The sequence below is a fragment of the Streptomyces sp. R11 genome, assembly GCF_041051905.1.
Classification (GTDB): Bacteria; Actinomycetota; Actinomycetes; order Streptomycetales; family Streptomycetaceae; genus Streptomyces.
This window is the reverse complement of record NZ_CP163432.1, coordinates 350,211-364,830: the sequence shown is the minus strand read 5'-3', so window position 1 is coordinate 364,830 and position 14,620 is coordinate 350,211. Positions and strand designations below refer to the sequence as shown.

Genomic DNA, 14,620 nt, shown 5'->3' with positions numbered 1-14,620 from the left:
GTTCGGGGCAGCGCACACCGTATGAGGAGGGAAGTACGTGCCGGAGCAGCAAGCGGCAAAAGACCAGACCGATCCGGCTGAGGAGGTCGGGGACTTCCTGCGGCAGCGCAGGGAGCAGATCGCGCAGCGCTGGGCCGACGCGGCGCTGTTCCGCACCGTGTTCACCGTCTCCCGGGACGAGGCGGTGGAAGCCGGCCGGGCCGTTGTGGAGGCGCTTGCCGCGGTGGCCACGTCGAGGCGTGTCGAAGACTCGGAGGCGGACGGGTTCACGGTCGTCCGCGAGCAGTTGGCGCGTACGGCGCAGTCCCGGGCGCGGGCCGGCGCCACCCTCGGGCAGATCTCGGCCGAGCTGGACGCGCTGCGAGTGCCCGTCACCGACCTCCTGCTCGACGAGCTCGCCGAGGCACCCGCCGAGCATGTGCGGGAGTGCACGACGGCCCTGACCGTGCTGATGGGCACACTGCGCCTGGTGATGCAGGAGACGGCGACGGTCGCCGGGCAGGAACTCATCAACCGTCAGCGGCTCGAAATGCTCGAAATCGCCACCCCCGTGATCAAGTTGTGGGAAGGTATCGTCGCCGTACCGCTGATCGGCACGCTCGACAGCGCGCGCAGTCAGGTGGTGATGGAGACGCTCCTGGATGCAGTCGTCGAGCAGCACGCCCGCATCGCCATCCTGGACATCACCGGAGTGCCCACCGTCGACTCCCTGGTGGCGCAGCACCTGATGAAGACCGTGGCGGCGGCGCGACTCATGGGAGCGGAGTGCATAGTCTCCGGAATCCGCCCTGCCATCGCGCAGACCATCGTCCACCTCGGCATCGACCTGAGCGACGTGCTCACCCGAGCCAGTCTCGCCGACGCTCTGGCCTACGCCCTGCAGCAGCAGGGCGCCCACATCGTGCCGAACCCCACATCGGCCGTGGAGCCCCGGTGACGGGCGTGGCCACCTTCCCGTACGAAGGCCATGTGCCCGTACTGAGGCTCGGCGGGGTCCTTCTGGTCACCCTCCAGGGCGACCTGTACGACAGCACGGCGGAGCGGCTCCGGCAGGACATCGGCGAGACGGTCTCCGACAGCACGGTCACCGGTGTGGTCATCGACCTGTCCGGTGTCGAGATCGTCGACTCCTTCATGGGCCGCGTGCTCAGTGACATCGCGGCCATGACCAGGCTGCTGGCGGCTCAGACCGTGGTCGCCGGGATGCGCCCGGCGGTGGCCATCACCCTGGTGGAACTCGGCCTGACCCTGCCGGGGCTGCGCACCGCCCTCAGCACCGAGGACGCCATGCACCTGCTCGGCGCCGAGGTTTCGGTCCTGCCCCGCGGCGGGCGTGCACGCCTGGAGCGCTCGTGACCCACAGCACCGGCAGCGTCTCCGCCTGCCTGCCGATCCACTCGGACCTCGATCTGGTGCGGGTGCGGCAGCATGTGCGGCAGGTGACCGCCCAACTCGGGTTCGGCCTGGTCGAGCAGACCAAACTCGTCACGGCGGCCAGTGAGCTGGCGCGCAACGCCCTCGTGCACGGCGGCGGGGGACAGATGGAGTGCACGGAGGTGACCAGCGGCGGGCTGCAGGGGCTGCGTCTCGTCTTCAGCGACGAGGGACCCGGCATCGGCGATCTGGACCAGGCCCTGAGCGACGGCTACACATCCGGTGAGGGGCTCGGGATGGGACTGGGCGGATCCCGGCGCCTGGTCCACGAGTTCTCCATCGACAGCAGCCGTGGCAGCGGCACCACCGTGACGGTGACGTCCTGGATCTCCGGGCCGCCCCGTCCTCGAGAGGCGCCCTGATGCCGCGCGTCTGGGAGGTGCCGGTGCACGACTCGACCCGCGTACGCGACGTCCGCGTGGCGGCCGGGGCCGCGGCCCGCCAGGTAGGGCTCGCCGAGGACCGGGTCGCCGGCGCCGAGCTCGTGGCAACCGAACTCGCCACCAATCTGCTCAAGCACGCCGGTGGCGGGCAGATACTGCTCGACCTCGTGGGCCCACCCGTTCCGGCCTACGGTGACGAGAGGATCTCCATGGTGCAGATCATGGCCGTCGACCACGGGCCGGGCATGCGTGACAGCGACGCGGCGTTGCGTGACGGCTACTCGACCACCGCCTCCCTCGGTGCCGGTCTCGGCACCTGCCTGCGCACGGCCGACGACTTCGGACTGCACAGCACACCCGGCCGGGGAACGATCGTCATGGCCAGGGTCGGTCCCGGCCCGAGGCGAGACACCGCCGCCCCGCACTCCGGCCCGCTCCCGGTGCGGGCCGGGGGAGTCAACGTCCCCCTCGCGGCTGCGGAGTTCTCCGGCGACGCCTGGGCGTGCGTCCGGACGTCGGACCGCGTGACGCTGATGCTGGCCGACGGCCTCGGTCACGGCCCCCTGGCGGCCCGGGCCTCCTCCGCCGCGGTGGAGGCCGTGCGCACCGCGCCGCACCTGCCACCGGCCGACCTGCTGCGGCGGCTGCACGGCGCGCTGCGCGACACCAGGGGCGCGGCCGTGGCGGTCGCACACCTCGACGTCACCGCCGGACGGCTCCACTTCGCCGGAGTGGGCAACGTAGGGGCCCGGCTGCGCCGCGGCGACAGCTGGCACGGACTGGTCTCGCACCCCGGCATCGTCGGTGCCCACTTCCCCGCACACCTGCCCGCGCGCCAGGAGACCTGGACGGACGACTGCCTCCTGGTCCTGCACAGCGACGGCCTGCCGAGCCGCTGGAGTCCCGGCCCGGCCGTCCACGCCCCGACGTCCCTCGACCCCGCCGTGATCGCCGCCTCGATCGTGCGGGACGCCAGCAGCGCCGCCCGGCCGGTACGCGACGACACCGCCGTCGTCGTGCTGAGCCCCTGCCCTCCGGACCGCTCGTCATGACCCGCACCTGGTACGTCCGCAGCATCACCGACGCCGCGCAGGCCCGGATCGCCACGGCGCGGCTGGCCGCCGCATGCGGAGTGCCCCCCGTCGAGCGCACCCGCCTGGTCACCGCGCTCACCGCACAGCTGAAGCAGTGCCTGACCAAGGGCGGTGACTGGCGGGTCGACGTGGCAACGGCCCTGTCACCCGGCGGGGGCGACTTCAACGTCGAGGTGGCCCCGGCCAAGCGTCGCACCGAGGACCGGCAGCCCCCGTGGCGCGCGTCCGTCCCCTGCGCCGAGGACGCGGACGTCTCCGGCGGCGAGCACGCGGCCGACGATCCGGCGACGCTTGCCGAGGCCCTGTTCGGTGCCGACGAGGACGCGGCCCTGCTGCTGGAGCGGCTCGACGAGCAGGAGGCGCTGGTCGCCTTCCACCGCGAGGAACTCCACCAGACCAACCAGGGCGTGCTGGCCCTGCACGCGGACCTGGACGCAGCCGGCCGTGCCCAGCGCCAGCTGTTCGACGCCGAGCAGAAGGCCCGCAAGGAGGCGGAGAACGCCCGCGGCCGACTGACCTTCCTGGCGGATGCCAGCGCCGCCCTGACGGCCTCTCTCAACCCCGAGGCCATTGTGCGGCTCCTGCCCGCCCTGCTGGTGCCGAGATACGCGCGCAGCGTCGACGTCTGGCTGTTCGACGGTGTGGACGACGCGCTGCGCAGCGGCCCTCATCCGGCCGCCGCCGTCCTCGCCGCCCGCCGCGGGCGCCCGCAGTACGCCGCCGACCACCCCGGCGGCCTGCCCGGCGTCGACGACCGGCCGCCCTCGGCCCTCGACCCCGGCCGCCCCCTCCTGTGCATCCCTCTGCTCTCCCGCCGGACCTCGCAGGGCGTCCTCACCCTGTCGGCGCCCGACGAGCGCTGGGACGCCGACGACGCCGTCATGCTCATCGAGCTGACCCGAAGAGCCAGCATCGCGTTGGAGAACGCCAGGCGCTTCGAGCACAACCGGGACATCGCCGAGACCCTGCAACGCGCCCTGCTCACCGACCTGCCCACCACAGAAGGCCTGACCCTGGCCGCGCGCTACCTCCCGGCCACCCGGGGCCTCAACATCGGCGGTGACTGGTACGACGCCTTCCGCCAGCCCGACGGCAGCCTGATCACCGTCATCGGGGACGTCACCGGCCACGGGCTGCACGCCGCGGTGATGATGAGCCAGCTGCGCACCGCGCTGCGCGCCTACGCCGTCGACGGCAGCAGCCCCGGCGAACTCCTCACGCGACTGCACCTGTTCCTGCACCGCCTGCGCCTCGACCTCTACGCCACCGCGGTCATCGCGCGCTTCCACCCGGACGACCCCACACTCACCTGGGCCGCCGCCGGCCATCCGCCACCCGTGCTGCGCACCCCCGACGGCCAGGTGCACACGCTCGACGCCAAGCCCGGCGCGATGCTCGGCATCCCGCTGAAACAGGAGATCCGCGACCACACCGTGCCGCTTCCGCCCGGATCGACTCTGGCGCTGTACACCGACGGGCTGGTGGAACGCCGCGCCCACGGCATCGACCCCGGCATCCAGCGACTCGCCGAGGTACTGGGTGACTTCCGCCCGGCCGAACTCGAAGACGAACTGGATGCCTCGGCCGACCGGCTTCTGCACCCGCTGCTGCACGACTCCGAACACGACGACGACGTATGCCTGTTGCTGTGCCACGTGCACGGCGACGCCCGGCGGCGGTCGGCGGAGGCCTGAGCGACGCGCTCAGCGTTCGGGCCCGGCGTGCGCACCGGGTTCCGGTCCCGGTTCCGGGGCGTCGGGGAGTCCGCCCTCATGGAAGGCGCGCAGTGCCTGTTCGAGCCGCGCGCGCTGCGCGGCAGGGACGCCGTCGAAGGCGGTGGCCAGCCGCAGCGACAGCCGCTCGGTGACGTCCCCCAGGAACGTCCGCCCCTGGGCCGTCAACTCCAGGTGCACCTCACGCCGGTCGCCGGGCTCCACGCATCGCCGCAGCAGCCCCGCGTTCTCGAGCCGGTCGCAGAGCCGACTGGCAGTGGGAAGCCCGACCCGCAGATGCTCGGCCAGGGCGGTGACATTGAGCGCCGGCCGACGGCGTACGGCCCTCAGGGCGCGTATGTGTCGCGGCGGCAGCCGCGGACTGACCTCCTCGACGGCCGAGAACCAGAGCGACACCAGGTTCTCCACGGCATCGACGAACTGCCGTCCGACGATGTCCGAGGGGCTCTCGGGATCCGGTTCGCGGCCCACGAAGAGTTCTCTCTCGGTCGACTCAGGCCTGGGCTCCATCAAAGTTGGGGCCTACCCGAAGCGCGGGAGAGTACACAGGTAAACCTTCACCCACTCGGCGGCCTACCTGCCGGGGGCCCGGAACGGGACCTGCCGCCGCGCCGCCTCGTCGATCTCTTCAAGGGTCAACAGGGGCGTGGCCCGGGTGTGGAGGGCGCCACTGGCCTTCACGGTGAGGCTGACAGCGGCCATGGAGACGGGATCGGGGAAGTCGACGATGCACACGAAGTCGTGCTCACCGAAGGCGAAGTACATGGCTTCGACCGTGCCGCCGAGTCCGGTGACCACCTGTTCGACAGCGGCGCGACGGCCGCTCGCGCCCTCCTTGAGCAGCCCCTTGGTGCCCTCGGGCGTGTAGGTCGCCTGGATGAGGTACTTCGGCATCGGGACGCTCCCTGACCATCGCTTGTCGGTGACAAGCACGGCCTTCCCGTCCAACGGCGGCTGCCGCTCCCCGCGCGGGTGGATTCACTCGTTGGCCAGCCGGACTTCACGCCCCTGCGCCGGCAGAACTCGCCACCAGGCGACGGGCGTAGGCGGCGTCCAGTCCGTCCGGGCGGAAGAGGATGCGGTACATCAGGGGCGCGACGACGCGGTCGATGACCGTCTCGACGTCGGGAGCGGCTTCCCCGCGCTCGACCGCGCGGCCCAGGATGACGCCGATCTGGTCGGCCGCGTAGTCCGAGCACTGACCGGCGTTGCTGCCGTCCGGGTCGCCGAGCAGGGCGTCGCGGATGTAGGCGCGGCCCGCGGGGGAGGCCATCTCGTCCAGGAACTGCTCGGCCCAGGCCGTCAGGTCGGAGAGCAGGTCACCGTGCTCCTCCGGCGCCGTCTCCGGGCGCAGGCGCTCGACGGCGACGTCCGACAGGAGTTCCTGCAGGTCGCCCCAGCGGCGGTAGATCGTCGACGGCGTCACGCCCGCGCGCTGGGCGACGAGCGGCACGGTCAGGGCGTCCCGCCCCACCTCCGAGGCGAGTTCGCGTACCGCGGTGTGGACCGACGCCTGAACCCGGGCGCTGCGCCCGCCCGGACGCACCATCTGTCTGCGAGCCATACAGGGATTGTATCCACTAAAGCGAATTCTTGGCTTTAGAGCCCTTCAGTGGCCTGGGTCTCGCGGGCGGGCACGCTCAGCTCGTACGCGTGACCGACCCGCAGGAGCATGGCCTCCCCGAGAGCGCGTCCGAGGAGCTGCATGCCGATCGGCATCCCGGCGCCGTCGTTGCCGACGGGTACGGACAGTGAGGGTACGCCGGTGATGTTGGCGGGGGCGGAGAGGCGTACGTAGGCGTCGGAGACGCTCTCCACCGTGCCGTCGGACCAGGTGAGCGTCTCCTGGCCGGCCGGCACCGCGGTCGTCGGGACCGTCGGGGCGGCGATCACGTCGACCCCGTCCAGCAGCCGTGCCCATTCCTGCCGCATCAGGGTCCGGGCGCGCCGGGCGCGCAGATAGTCCCCGGCGGGCATCAGCTCGCCGGCTTCGAGGAGGATGCGTACGTCCGCCCCGTACAGGTCGGGCATCGCACGCAGCGTCCGCTCGTGGTAGGCGGTGGCCTCGGGAACCATCAGGCCCCACTGTGTCGCCTGGATGTAGCGCGTCATCGGGATCTCGACCTCGACGAGCCGTGCGCCGAGCTCCTTGAACCGGTCGATGGCCCGCCGGACCGCGGTCTCGACCTGCGGGTCGACGCGGTCGAAGTAGTAGTTGCGGGGTACTCCGACGCGCACCCCCGTCAGGTCCGGGCTCGACGCTCCCGGTCCGCCGGCGCCGTGCCCGTAGTTCCCGGACGGGACGGGCAGTGAGGCCGGGTCCCGGGGGTCGTGTCCGGCCAGGGCGGACAGGACCACCGCAGCGTCCGCCACCGTGCGCGTCAGGGGGCCGACGTGGTCCAGCGACCAGGACAGCGACGTCACACCATGGCGGGGGACCAGGCCGTACGTCGGCTTCAGGCCGACGACCCCGTTCAGTGCGGCGGGCACCCGGATCGACCCGCCGGTGTCCGTGCCCAGGGCGAAGGTCGCGGTCCCGGCCGCCACGGCGACGGCCGACCCGCCGCTGGAGCCGCCGGCGACCCGGCCCTGGTCCCGGGCGTTTCGTGTCTGCGGGGTGGTCAGGCCGTAGGCGAACTCGTGCGTGTGGGTCTTGCCGACCAGGACCGCGCCGGCAGCCGCCAGGCGTGCGGCCACCGTGCTGTCGGAGTCGGCGCGGTGGCCGGCGCGGACCCGGGAGCTGGCTGTCGTCGGCAGGCCCGCGACATCGATCAGATCCTTCAGGCTCATGGGGATCCCGTGCAGCGCGCCCCGGAAGCGGCCTGTCGCAGCCTCACGCTCGGCCGCGACCGCTGACCGGCGGGCCTGCTCGGCCGCCACCGTGACGTAGGCCCCCAGCTGCGGCTCGACCTGCTCGACGCGATCCAGGACGGAGTCGACCAGCTCGACGGGCGACAGTCGCCGCTGCCGTATCGCGTCGGACGCGGCGACGAGGGAGAGCTCAGACGGCTGCATCGTGCCTCTCCTCTCCGGTTCGGTGGCCCGCATCGAAGGCGCAGTCGGGTGGGGTGTCGCCGAAGTCCAGTTCCCGCAGGACCGAGACGACGGAATGGATGTGCTGGGCGGTCGCCGCCACCCCGGCATGGCGGGCCTCGTCCAGGGACAGCCCGGCACGGGCGGCCCAGCGGCCTGCCTCCGGCGGCGTGAGTTCATCGGCGGACATGAAGCTGCTCCCGGTAAAAGCTAACGGTTTGCTTTAAGCGACCGTAGGGCCTAGCGTTCCTTAAAGCAAACCTGTTGCGTTTAGAAGGAGGAACCTCATGCGCAGGACCACTCGCACCCCATCGGTCGACGAATCCGCCACCCCGGGCTCCATCCCTTCCTGGACCGTGGGAGACCTCACCGTCCACCGCATCGACGAGGTCCCCCTGCCGGCGGCGACCGGGCCCTGGCTGCTCCCCGACGCGACCACCGACGTGGTCTCCCGGCACGACTGGCTGCGCCCCGACTTCGCCGACCACCAAGGCACCCTGCACATCGACAGCCACAGCTTCGCCTTCGAAGCGGGCGGTCTGCGCGTGCTCGTCGACACCGGCATCGGCAACGGCAAGACGCGTACGAACCCGGCCTGGCACGACCTGCGGACCGACTACCTCGAGCACCTCACGGCCGCCGGATTCCCGCCGGACTCCGTCGACCTGGTCCTCCTCACCCACCTGCACACCGACCACGTCGGCTGGAACACCCACGAGGTCAACGGCGAGTGGGTGCCCACCTTCCCCCACGCCCGGTACGTCACCTCCCGTATCGAGCGGGAGTTCTGGGCCGGCTACGACATGGACGAGCCGCGGCGGCACATGTTCGACGACTCCGTGATCCCGGTCGAGGAGGCAGGGCTGCTCGACCTCGTCGACGTGCAGCCCGAGGGCACCGACATCGCCCCCGGCATACGCCTGCTCCCCACCCCGGGACATACCCCCGGCCACATCGCCGTGCAGTTGACCGACGGCGGGAAATCGGCGCTGATCACCGGAGATGCCGTCCATCACCCCGTCCAGTTCGCCCATCCCGCCATCGGCTCCTGCGTCGACATCGACCCGCGGCTGTCCGAGGAATCGCGCCGCAAGCTGCTCGGCTCCGTCGCCGACACGGACACCCTCGTGCTGGGCACGCACTTCCCGCCGCCGACCGCCGGCCATGTGATCACACACGGGGACGCCTATCGGCTACGGCCCGTCCGCGCTGCCTGACGCGATCGCTGTGACACCGTTCAGGCCGGGGTCCACATGGATCTTGGGGCCGGGCCCGGCACCCTCCGGCCGCCCACCCGCGAGAACCGGGCCGACCTCGTCGAGACCGACGGTCGCTGCCACGAGGGGCCTGGGGTCGACCGCTCCGGACGCGTAGGCGCGGATGGCGGCGTCCAGGCCGGGCGAGGCCGACAGGATGCCCACCGCCGTCACGTCCTTCAACACGAGCGCGCGAGTGTCGATCCTGCTCGGCTCACCGGCCAGCCCGATGTACACGACCCGGCCGCCCGGTTCGACCAACTCCACTGCCTTCTGCGGCAGATGAGCCGCGTTCGTGGCGTCCACGACCGCGTCGAAGGGCAGGTCCGGCAGGGACCGCTCGTCCCATACGTGCCCGAAGCCCAAGGCATGCGCGAACGCCGGGGATTGGCCGGGGCGGTCCAGCAGGTGGACCTCCGCGCCCGCCGCCCGAAGGAACAACGCGACCAGGAGGCCGATGGTCCCGGGCCCCAGGACGAGGGCACGGTCCCCGGCGCGGGCCGCTGCGGCCTGCGCCGCGCGCAGGGCATTGCCGCCCGGCTCGACGAGAGCGCCCAGTACCGCGTCGACCGAGTCGGGCAAGGCGTGCAACGAGGATGCCGGTACGGCGAGTTGCTCCGCCAGCGCCCCGGCCCGCCCGCCCCGGATGCCGACCTCCTGGCGCTTCTCGCACACGTGCTGCTGCCCTCGAAGACAGCGGCGGCAGGTGCCGCAGCCCAGCATCGTGTCGCCCATGACGCGGCGGCCGATCCAGGCCGGGTCGATGCCGTCGCCGACCGTCGCGACCCGCCCGGCCCACTCGTGCCCCGGCCGTATCGGGTAGGAGGAGTGCCCTTGGTGGAGGTACGCCATGGCGCCGGTGAAGAACTCCATGTCGGTTCCGCACACGCCGACCCGCTCGACGTCGACGACGACTTCACCGGGCGCGGCCACCGGCGCCGGGAGGTCCTGGACCTCGTACGCGCCGGGCGCGGTCAGGACGAACGCGCGCATGAGCCGACGGCAGTCGGGCCGTCCTCACCGGGGGCTGTCGAGCCGTCGTACCTCTGCGTATGCTCCATGGCGTTCCAGACTGTAGACCTCAGTACCGACTGCCGGAAGAGGTCCCATGGCGAGGCTGCGCAGCGCACAGTGGTACGCGGGACGGGACCGCAACGCCTACATACACCGCGCGTGGATGCGCAGAGGCGTGCCCGGCGACGCGTTCACCGGTCGGCCGCAGATCGCCATCGCCAACTCGGCCTCGGACCTGGCCCCTTGCAACGCCCACCTCAACGAGGTCGCGTCGTCCGTGCGTGACGGCGTGTACGAGGCGGGCGGCATCCCGCTGGACCTTCCCGTGGTGTCCCTGGGCGAGACGAACGTGCGGCCGACCGCCATGCTCTGGCGCAACATGGCCGCCATGGCCACGGAGGAGATGCTGCGGGCCAACCCCATTGACGGCGTCGTCCTACTGGGCGGCTGCGACAAGACGATCCCGTCGCTGCTCATGGCCGCGGCGTCGGTGGATCTACCCGCCGTCGTCGTGCCCGGCGGTCCGATGCTGACCGGGACGTTCCGCGGTATGCCGCTGGGCTGCGGCACCGATGTGTGGCGGCTGTCGGAAGAGGTCCGCGCGGGCACTCTGTCGCAGGAGGAGTTCACCCGCTCCGAGTCGGCGATGGTCCGCAGCCGCGGCCACTGCAACACCATGGGAACCGCCTCCACCATGGCCCTGGTGGCCGAGGCCCTCGGCACGGTCGTACCCGGCGTGGCCGGGACCCCCGCCCCCGACAGCCGTCTGCTGGAGGCCGCGCACCACACCGGCCGACTCGCGGTCGAGATGGTGGGCGCCGACCGCCGGCCGGGCACCTTCCTCACCACGGCGTCCTTCCACAACGCGATCGTCGCGCTGGCCGCCATCGGCGGCTCGACCAACGCCGTCGTCCACCTCCTGGCCATCGCCGGCCGCCTGGGCATCGGCCTGTCCCTCGACGACTTCGACCGCATCGGCTCCCGCGTACCGGTCCTGGTGGACCTCCAGCCGGCCGGCCGCTTCCTCATGGAGGACTTCCACCGCGCCGGCGGGTTGCTCGCCGTCCTGCGCGAGGTCCGCGACCTGCTCGACCCCGACGCCCTGACGGTCACCGGCGAGCCGCTGGCCGCCGCGCTCGACGACGCACCCATCTGGGACACCGAGGTCATCCGCACCCGCGCCGAACCCCTGGTGGCCGAGGGCGGCATCGCCGTCCTGCGCGGCAACCTCGCACCCGACGGCGCGCTCATCAAGCCGGCCGCCGCCTCCCCGCACCTGCTGCGTCACCGCGGCCGGGCCGTCGTCTTCGACTCCATCGAGGACTTCCACGCCCGCATCGACGACCCCGGCCTCGACGTGGACGCCGACTCCGTCCTCGTCCTGCGCGGCTGCGGCCCCAAGGGCTACCCGGGCATGCCCGAAGTCTCGAACATGCCCCTGCCGCAGAAGCTTCTCGCACAGGGCGTCCGAGACATGGTCCGCGTCTGCGACGGCCGGATGAGCGGCACGGCATACGGCACGGTCGTCCTGCACGTGGCCCCCGAGGCCGCGGCCGGCGGCCCTCTAGCCCTCGTGCGCACAGGGGACTTCGTCACCCTGGACGTCCGAGCCCGCCGTATCGACGTCGACGTACCCGCCGGCGAGCTGGCCCGCAGAAGCCCGAGCGAGGCATCCGCCAAGGCCTACGCCAACCCCCGGCGCGGCTGGGAACGCCTCTACGTCGACCATGTCCTTCAGGCCGACGCCGGCGCCGACCTCGACTTCCTCGTGGGCTCCAGCGGTTCGGACGTCAGCCGTGAGTCGCACTGACCGCCGGAAAAGAGATCAGGTCCATCAGGTCCGCGTGGTGCGGACCTGATGGACCTGATGTGCGGCTGAGGCTGCGTCAGGCGACGATGCCGCAGTCCTCGACGACGATCTTCTTGGCCGTCGAGCCCGAGCGGCTGCCGAGGGCCTCGACCGCCTTGACGACGTCCTCACCCTCGACGACCTCGCCGAAGACGACGTGCTTGCCGTCCAGCCACGGCGTCACCACGGTGGTGACGAAGAACTGCGAGCCGTTGGTGCCCGGGCCCGCGTTGGCCATGCTGAGCAGGAACGGCCTGTCGTGCTTCAGCTGGAAGTTCTCGTCGGCGAACGTCTCACCGTAGATGCTCTTGCCGCCGGTGCCGTTGCCCGCGGTGAAGTCACCGCCCTGCAGCATGAACTCCGGGATGACCCGGTGGAAGGGCGAACCCTTGTAGCCGTAGCCGTGCTGGCCGGTGGCCAGCTCACGGAAGTTGCGTGCGGTCTTGGGCACGACATCGTCGAACAGCCGGAAGACGATTCGGCCGAGGTCCTCGCCATTAGCAGAAATACTGAAGAACACGTTCTCGCTCATGGCCCTGATTCTGCCCAATCGACGCGGCCAGGTCGAACTGACCGGGCCGGATGGCCTCAGAACGCGTCTCGGACGGCCCCGAACAGTCCCTGATCTGCGGGGGTCACCCGCCGAGGAGGGGTGCCGAGAAGCGGCAGTGCACGCGTTCGGCATGTGCGGGGTCGAGGGCGTTGAGGACGAGCTGGGCGGCGTTGGAGTCGTAGGCGATCGACAGGTGCTCGGAGCGGTCCTGGGGACAGATGTCCTGGAGAGTGATGTTGCGTACGGTCGCGCCCGGCCCCGCGGTGAGGAACTGGTTGCGGTACGGCGTGACGGCCTCGTCGTACCGGGTGGCGATGACGGTGTAGGCGACGCCTCGTTGTGTGTCGCCGTCCCGGTCGAGCACGGTGTTCACCCGGGACCCCACCAGCTGGTCCGAGTACGCCTGCCCTGCCACGGCGGACACCGTCGGGTTGAGGCCGAGTGCGGTGGTGAGGGTACCCAGACCGGACAGGGTGGTGCCGTGGTTGGACGGGGCCAGACCGATGAGCCGGCGCACCTTGTTGTGCGACGGACGCGCGGGGTTCGTTCCCCCCTCGAACCGCAGGTACCAGCGGGGGAGCAGACCTCCGCCCTGGGAGTGCCCCACCAGGTCGACCTGCCGGGAACCGGTGGCCTTGAGCACTCGGTCGACGTACCGGGCGATCTCGCGGGCGGAGTCGGGGATGTGTTTGGTGCCCTTGAAGGGGACTCCCGGTGCCCCGCCGTAGTTGGGCGCGAAGACGCAGTACCCGGCCCTCTTCAGCTGGGGCGACAGCATGCTCCAGTTCGTGTGGGCGTTCGTGAGGGTCGCGTGCAGCAGGACGACGGGGCGGGGGTGGGCGGCGGTCGGCCTGCACTTCCAGTTGTTCGCCCCGGGCGGCGCGGCGTCCGGGGCGAGGGTTCCTCGGACGAAGGCGGCGGGGGCCGAGGCGATCCCTCCCTCGGGCGGGGCCGGGCGGTCGGCCGCCACCGACGTACCGGGCAGGCCGAGTGCCAGAGCTGTGACCGCACCGGCGGTTGCCCACCAGGTGATCAGGCGGGAACGCGGTGCAGGCCGGACACGGCGATGGGACATTTCTTCCGCTCCTCGTCAGGGTCGGTCACAGCAGCTGACGAGCAAGATCCTCAAGGAGCGGCCGCCGAGGTCACGGCCATTCCGCACCGAAGACCCCCGTTGGAGTGGCGGCTTTCATTCGTGCGGCTCCGCGCATGCGTGAAACACGGGGAGATGGGGACTTGGCGATAAGGCCGGGCTTAGCGGCGTTCCCCTTGGGGGCTGGCCTGACCAGGCTCCTCTGGTTCAGACCTCGAGCCGGGGGAGCCGACCGCGGCATCACGACAGACTGCCGCGCTCGCAGATCATTCGGGCGACCTCACGGAGTTTGATGTTGTTCTTCTGCGAGTATCGGCGCAAAACGTCGAACGCTTGTTCCTCTTTGAGGTCATGGCTGCCCATGAGAATGCCCATGGCCTCGCCGATCACGTGGCGGGTGGCGACGGCGTTCTCCATCTGGGCGTGCGCGCGGGCGCTGGAGAAGGCGACCGCGGCGTGCGAGGCCAACAGCCAGCCGGCCAGCTCGCTGGCCTCGGTGAACGCGCCGCATTTGCGGGAGTAGATGTTCAGCGCACCGAGGTCTTCGTCATCGGTGTACAGCAGGAACCCCATCATGCTGCCCACCCCGAGCTCGTGGGCCTGGGGAGCGAAGGCGGGCCACCGCGGCTGGTCACGGGTGAAGTCCGGGATACGGAACACCCGCTCTCCGTCCTTGGTGCGAGCGGCGTCGAAGCAGGGCCCCTCGCGCAGCCGCTCCTGCAGCTGGTCACTGTCGACAACCAGTTGCTCCGTGGGCGCCAGCGTCTGAACCTTCTTGCCGTGCAGCACGAGGATGCCGGCCGCTTCGCAGCCCTCTACCAGGTCGGTGGCCGACTTGGTGATCCGTTCCAGGGTGGCATCGACCGACTCCTGCGAGAGCAGTTCCCGCGCCATCGACGCCAGATCCTGCGCGAACCGAGCCCAGTCCATCGCACCCGCCACCTCTCCGTTCGCCTCGGTGAGGCTGTGCACCCAGCATTTCACGCGCGGGTCGCTGAGTGTCGGGACGAGGCCTTCGGGGGCGGTCACCTGGGGCGGAGCGGCGGTCGCCCGCAGAGGAGCGGGGTGCCGTCGAGCACCACACAAGCGCGAGCCGTGCACAGGGTCGTCGCCGAGAGTGACGAGGAGAAGCCTTGGCAGCCGGCTCTGTCCTCGGCGCGGCCCAGGAGCTCCTCACG

The 14,620-nt window shown here is 71.3% G+C and carries 16 protein-coding genes; 7 read left to right on the top strand and 9 right to left on the bottom strand.

Annotated features, from left to right (window positions below; genetic code table 11):
• The first annotated feature begins 37 nt into the window (after nt 1-37).
• Genes AB5J55_RS01830 through AB5J55_RS01810 form a run of 5 tightly spaced genes read left to right on the top strand, consistent with a single transcriptional unit; the run spans nt 38 to nt 4,605 of the window.
• Entirely contained in the window at nt 38-937 is a 900-nt protein-coding gene (locus tag AB5J55_RS01830; protein WP_369268926.1) for an STAS domain-containing protein, read from the top strand.
• Entirely contained in the window at nt 934-1,356 is a 423-nt protein-coding gene (locus AB5J55_RS01825; RefSeq protein ID WP_369268924.1) for an STAS domain-containing protein, read from the top strand. The genes AB5J55_RS01830 and AB5J55_RS01825 overlap by 4 nt, the downstream gene beginning before the upstream one ends.
• Nucleotides 1,353-1,796 (top strand): anti-sigma regulatory factor, encoded by a 444-nt coding sequence (locus AB5J55_RS01820; RefSeq protein WP_369268923.1) that lies wholly within the window; start codon nt 1,353-1,355, stop codon nt 1,794-1,796. The genes AB5J55_RS01825 and AB5J55_RS01820 overlap by 4 nt, the downstream gene beginning before the upstream one ends.
• On the top strand, nt 1,796-2,869 hold the full coding sequence (locus tag AB5J55_RS01815) for a SpoIIE family protein phosphatase (protein WP_369268922.1): 1,074 nt from the start codon (nt 1,796-1,798) through the stop codon (nt 2,867-2,869). Before AB5J55_RS01820 ends, AB5J55_RS01815 begins: the two co-directional genes overlap by 1 nt.
• A complete protein-coding gene (locus tag AB5J55_RS01810; protein ID WP_369268921.1) occupies nt 2,866-4,605 on the top strand; it encodes a PP2C family protein-serine/threonine phosphatase in 1,740 nt (579 codons plus the stop codon). Before AB5J55_RS01815 ends, AB5J55_RS01810 begins: the two co-directional genes overlap by 4 nt.
• Before the next feature lie 9 nt (nt 4,606-4,614).
• Here AB5J55_RS01810 and AB5J55_RS01805 read toward each other — a convergent pair whose 3' ends face one another.
• From AB5J55_RS01805 to AB5J55_RS01785, 5 genes are all read right to left on the bottom strand, one after another.
• Nucleotides 4,615-5,115 (bottom strand): MarR family winged helix-turn-helix transcriptional regulator, encoded by a 501-nt coding sequence (locus AB5J55_RS01805; RefSeq protein WP_369268920.1) that lies wholly within the window; start codon nt 5,113-5,115, stop codon nt 4,615-4,617.
• A gap of 102 nt (nt 5,116-5,217) precedes the next feature.
• A complete protein-coding gene (locus AB5J55_RS01800) occupies nt 5,218-5,538 on the bottom strand; it encodes a GYD domain-containing protein (RefSeq protein WP_369268919.1) in 321 nt (106 codons plus the stop codon).
• A 106-nt stretch (nt 5,539-5,644) separates the two neighbouring features.
• On the bottom strand, nt 5,645-6,208 hold the full coding sequence (locus AB5J55_RS01795) for a TetR/AcrR family transcriptional regulator (protein ID WP_369268918.1): 564 nt from the start codon (nt 6,206-6,208) through the stop codon (nt 5,645-5,647).
• A 35-nt stretch (nt 6,209-6,243) separates the two neighbouring features.
• Nucleotides 6,244-7,659 carry an amidase gene (locus AB5J55_RS01790; RefSeq protein WP_369268917.1) on the bottom strand — a complete coding sequence of 472 codons (1,416 nt, stop codon included), beginning with the start codon at nt 7,657-7,659 and terminating at the stop codon, nt 6,244-6,246.
• Nucleotides 7,646-7,867 carry a hypothetical protein gene (locus tag AB5J55_RS01785; RefSeq protein ID WP_369268916.1) on the bottom strand — a complete coding sequence of 74 codons (222 nt, stop codon included), beginning with the start codon at nt 7,865-7,867 and terminating at the stop codon, nt 7,646-7,648. Before AB5J55_RS01785 ends, AB5J55_RS01790 begins: the two co-directional genes overlap by 14 nt.
• A gap of 97 nt (nt 7,868-7,964) precedes the next feature.
• On the opposite strand from AB5J55_RS01785, the gene AB5J55_RS01780 reads away from it, so the two are divergent.
• Entirely contained in the window at nt 7,965-8,894 is a 930-nt protein-coding gene (locus AB5J55_RS01780) for an MBL fold metallo-hydrolase (protein WP_369268915.1), read from the top strand.
• Here the strand turns inward: AB5J55_RS01780 and AB5J55_RS01775 are convergent.
• On the bottom strand, nt 8,871-9,926 hold the full coding sequence (locus AB5J55_RS01775; protein WP_369268914.1) for a zinc-binding dehydrogenase: 1,056 nt from the start codon (nt 9,924-9,926) through the stop codon (nt 8,871-8,873). The genes AB5J55_RS01780 and AB5J55_RS01775 overlap by 24 nt on opposite strands.
• Before the next feature lie 115 nt (nt 9,927-10,041).
• On the opposite strand from AB5J55_RS01775, the gene AB5J55_RS01770 reads away from it, so the two are divergent.
• A complete protein-coding gene (locus tag AB5J55_RS01770; protein ID WP_369268913.1) occupies nt 10,042-11,757 on the top strand; it encodes an IlvD/Edd family dehydratase in 1,716 nt (571 codons plus the stop codon).
• 76 nt (nt 11,758-11,833) lie between these two features.
• Here the strand turns inward: AB5J55_RS01770 and AB5J55_RS01765 are convergent, their stop codons facing one another.
• From AB5J55_RS01765 to AB5J55_RS01755, 3 genes are all read right to left on the bottom strand, one after another.
• Nucleotides 11,834-12,328 carry a peptidylprolyl isomerase gene (locus tag AB5J55_RS01765; protein WP_369268912.1) on the bottom strand — a complete coding sequence of 165 codons (495 nt, stop codon included), beginning with the start codon at nt 12,326-12,328 and terminating at the stop codon, nt 11,834-11,836.
• A gap of 103 nt (nt 12,329-12,431) precedes the next feature.
• A complete protein-coding gene (locus AB5J55_RS01760) occupies nt 12,432-13,424 on the bottom strand; it encodes an esterase/lipase family protein (protein ID WP_369268911.1) in 993 nt (330 codons plus the stop codon).
• A 258-nt stretch (nt 13,425-13,682) separates the two neighbouring features.
• A complete protein-coding gene (locus tag AB5J55_RS01755; protein ID WP_369276058.1) occupies nt 13,683-14,372 on the bottom strand; it encodes a GAF and ANTAR domain-containing protein in 690 nt (229 codons plus the stop codon).
• Nucleotides 14,373-14,620: the final 248 nt, after the last annotated feature.

Bases quoted from the DNA above. Each gene is read 5' to 3' on its own strand.
- AB5J55_RS01795 (WP_369268918.1), bottom strand. From the start codon at position 6,208: ATGGCTCGCAGACAGATGGTGCGTCCGGGCGGGCGCAGCGCCCGGGTT.
- AB5J55_RS01780 (WP_369268915.1), top strand. From the start codon at position 7,965: ATGCGCAGGACCACTCGCACCCCATCGGTCGACGAATCCGCCACCCCG.
- AB5J55_RS01775 (WP_369268914.1), bottom strand. From the start codon at position 9,926: ATGCGCGCGTTCGTCCTGACCGCGCCCGGCGCGTACGAGGTCCAGGAC.
- AB5J55_RS01760 (WP_369268911.1), bottom strand. From the start codon at position 13,424: ATGTCCCATCGCCGTGTCCGGCCTGCACCGCGTTCCCGCCTGATCACC.
- AB5J55_RS01755 (WP_369276058.1), bottom strand. From the start codon at position 14,372: ATGGACTGGGCTCGGTTCGCGCAGGATCTGGCGTCGATGGCGCGGGAA.
- AB5J55_RS01815 (WP_369268922.1), top strand. From the start codon at position 1,796: ATGCCGCGCGTCTGGGAGGTGCCGGTGCACGACTCGACCCGCGTACGC.
- AB5J55_RS01790 (WP_369268917.1), bottom strand. From the start codon at position 7,659: ATGCAGCCGTCTGAGCTCTCCCTCGTCGCCGCGTCCGACGCGATACGG.
- AB5J55_RS01765 (WP_369268912.1), bottom strand. From the start codon at position 12,328: ATGAGCGAGAACGTGTTCTTCAGTATTTCTGCTAATGGCGAGGACCTC.
- AB5J55_RS01800 (WP_369268919.1), bottom strand. From the start codon at position 5,538: ATGCCGAAGTACCTCATCCAGGCGACCTACACGCCCGAGGGCACCAAG.
- AB5J55_RS01810 (WP_369268921.1), top strand. From the start codon at position 2,866: ATGACCCGCACCTGGTACGTCCGCAGCATCACCGACGCCGCGCAGGCC.
- AB5J55_RS01770 (WP_369268913.1), top strand. From the start codon at position 10,042: ATGGCGAGGCTGCGCAGCGCACAGTGGTACGCGGGACGGGACCGCAAC.
- AB5J55_RS01785 (WP_369268916.1), bottom strand. From the start codon at position 7,867: ATGTCCGCCGATGAACTCACGCCGCCGGAGGCAGGCCGCTGGGCCGCC.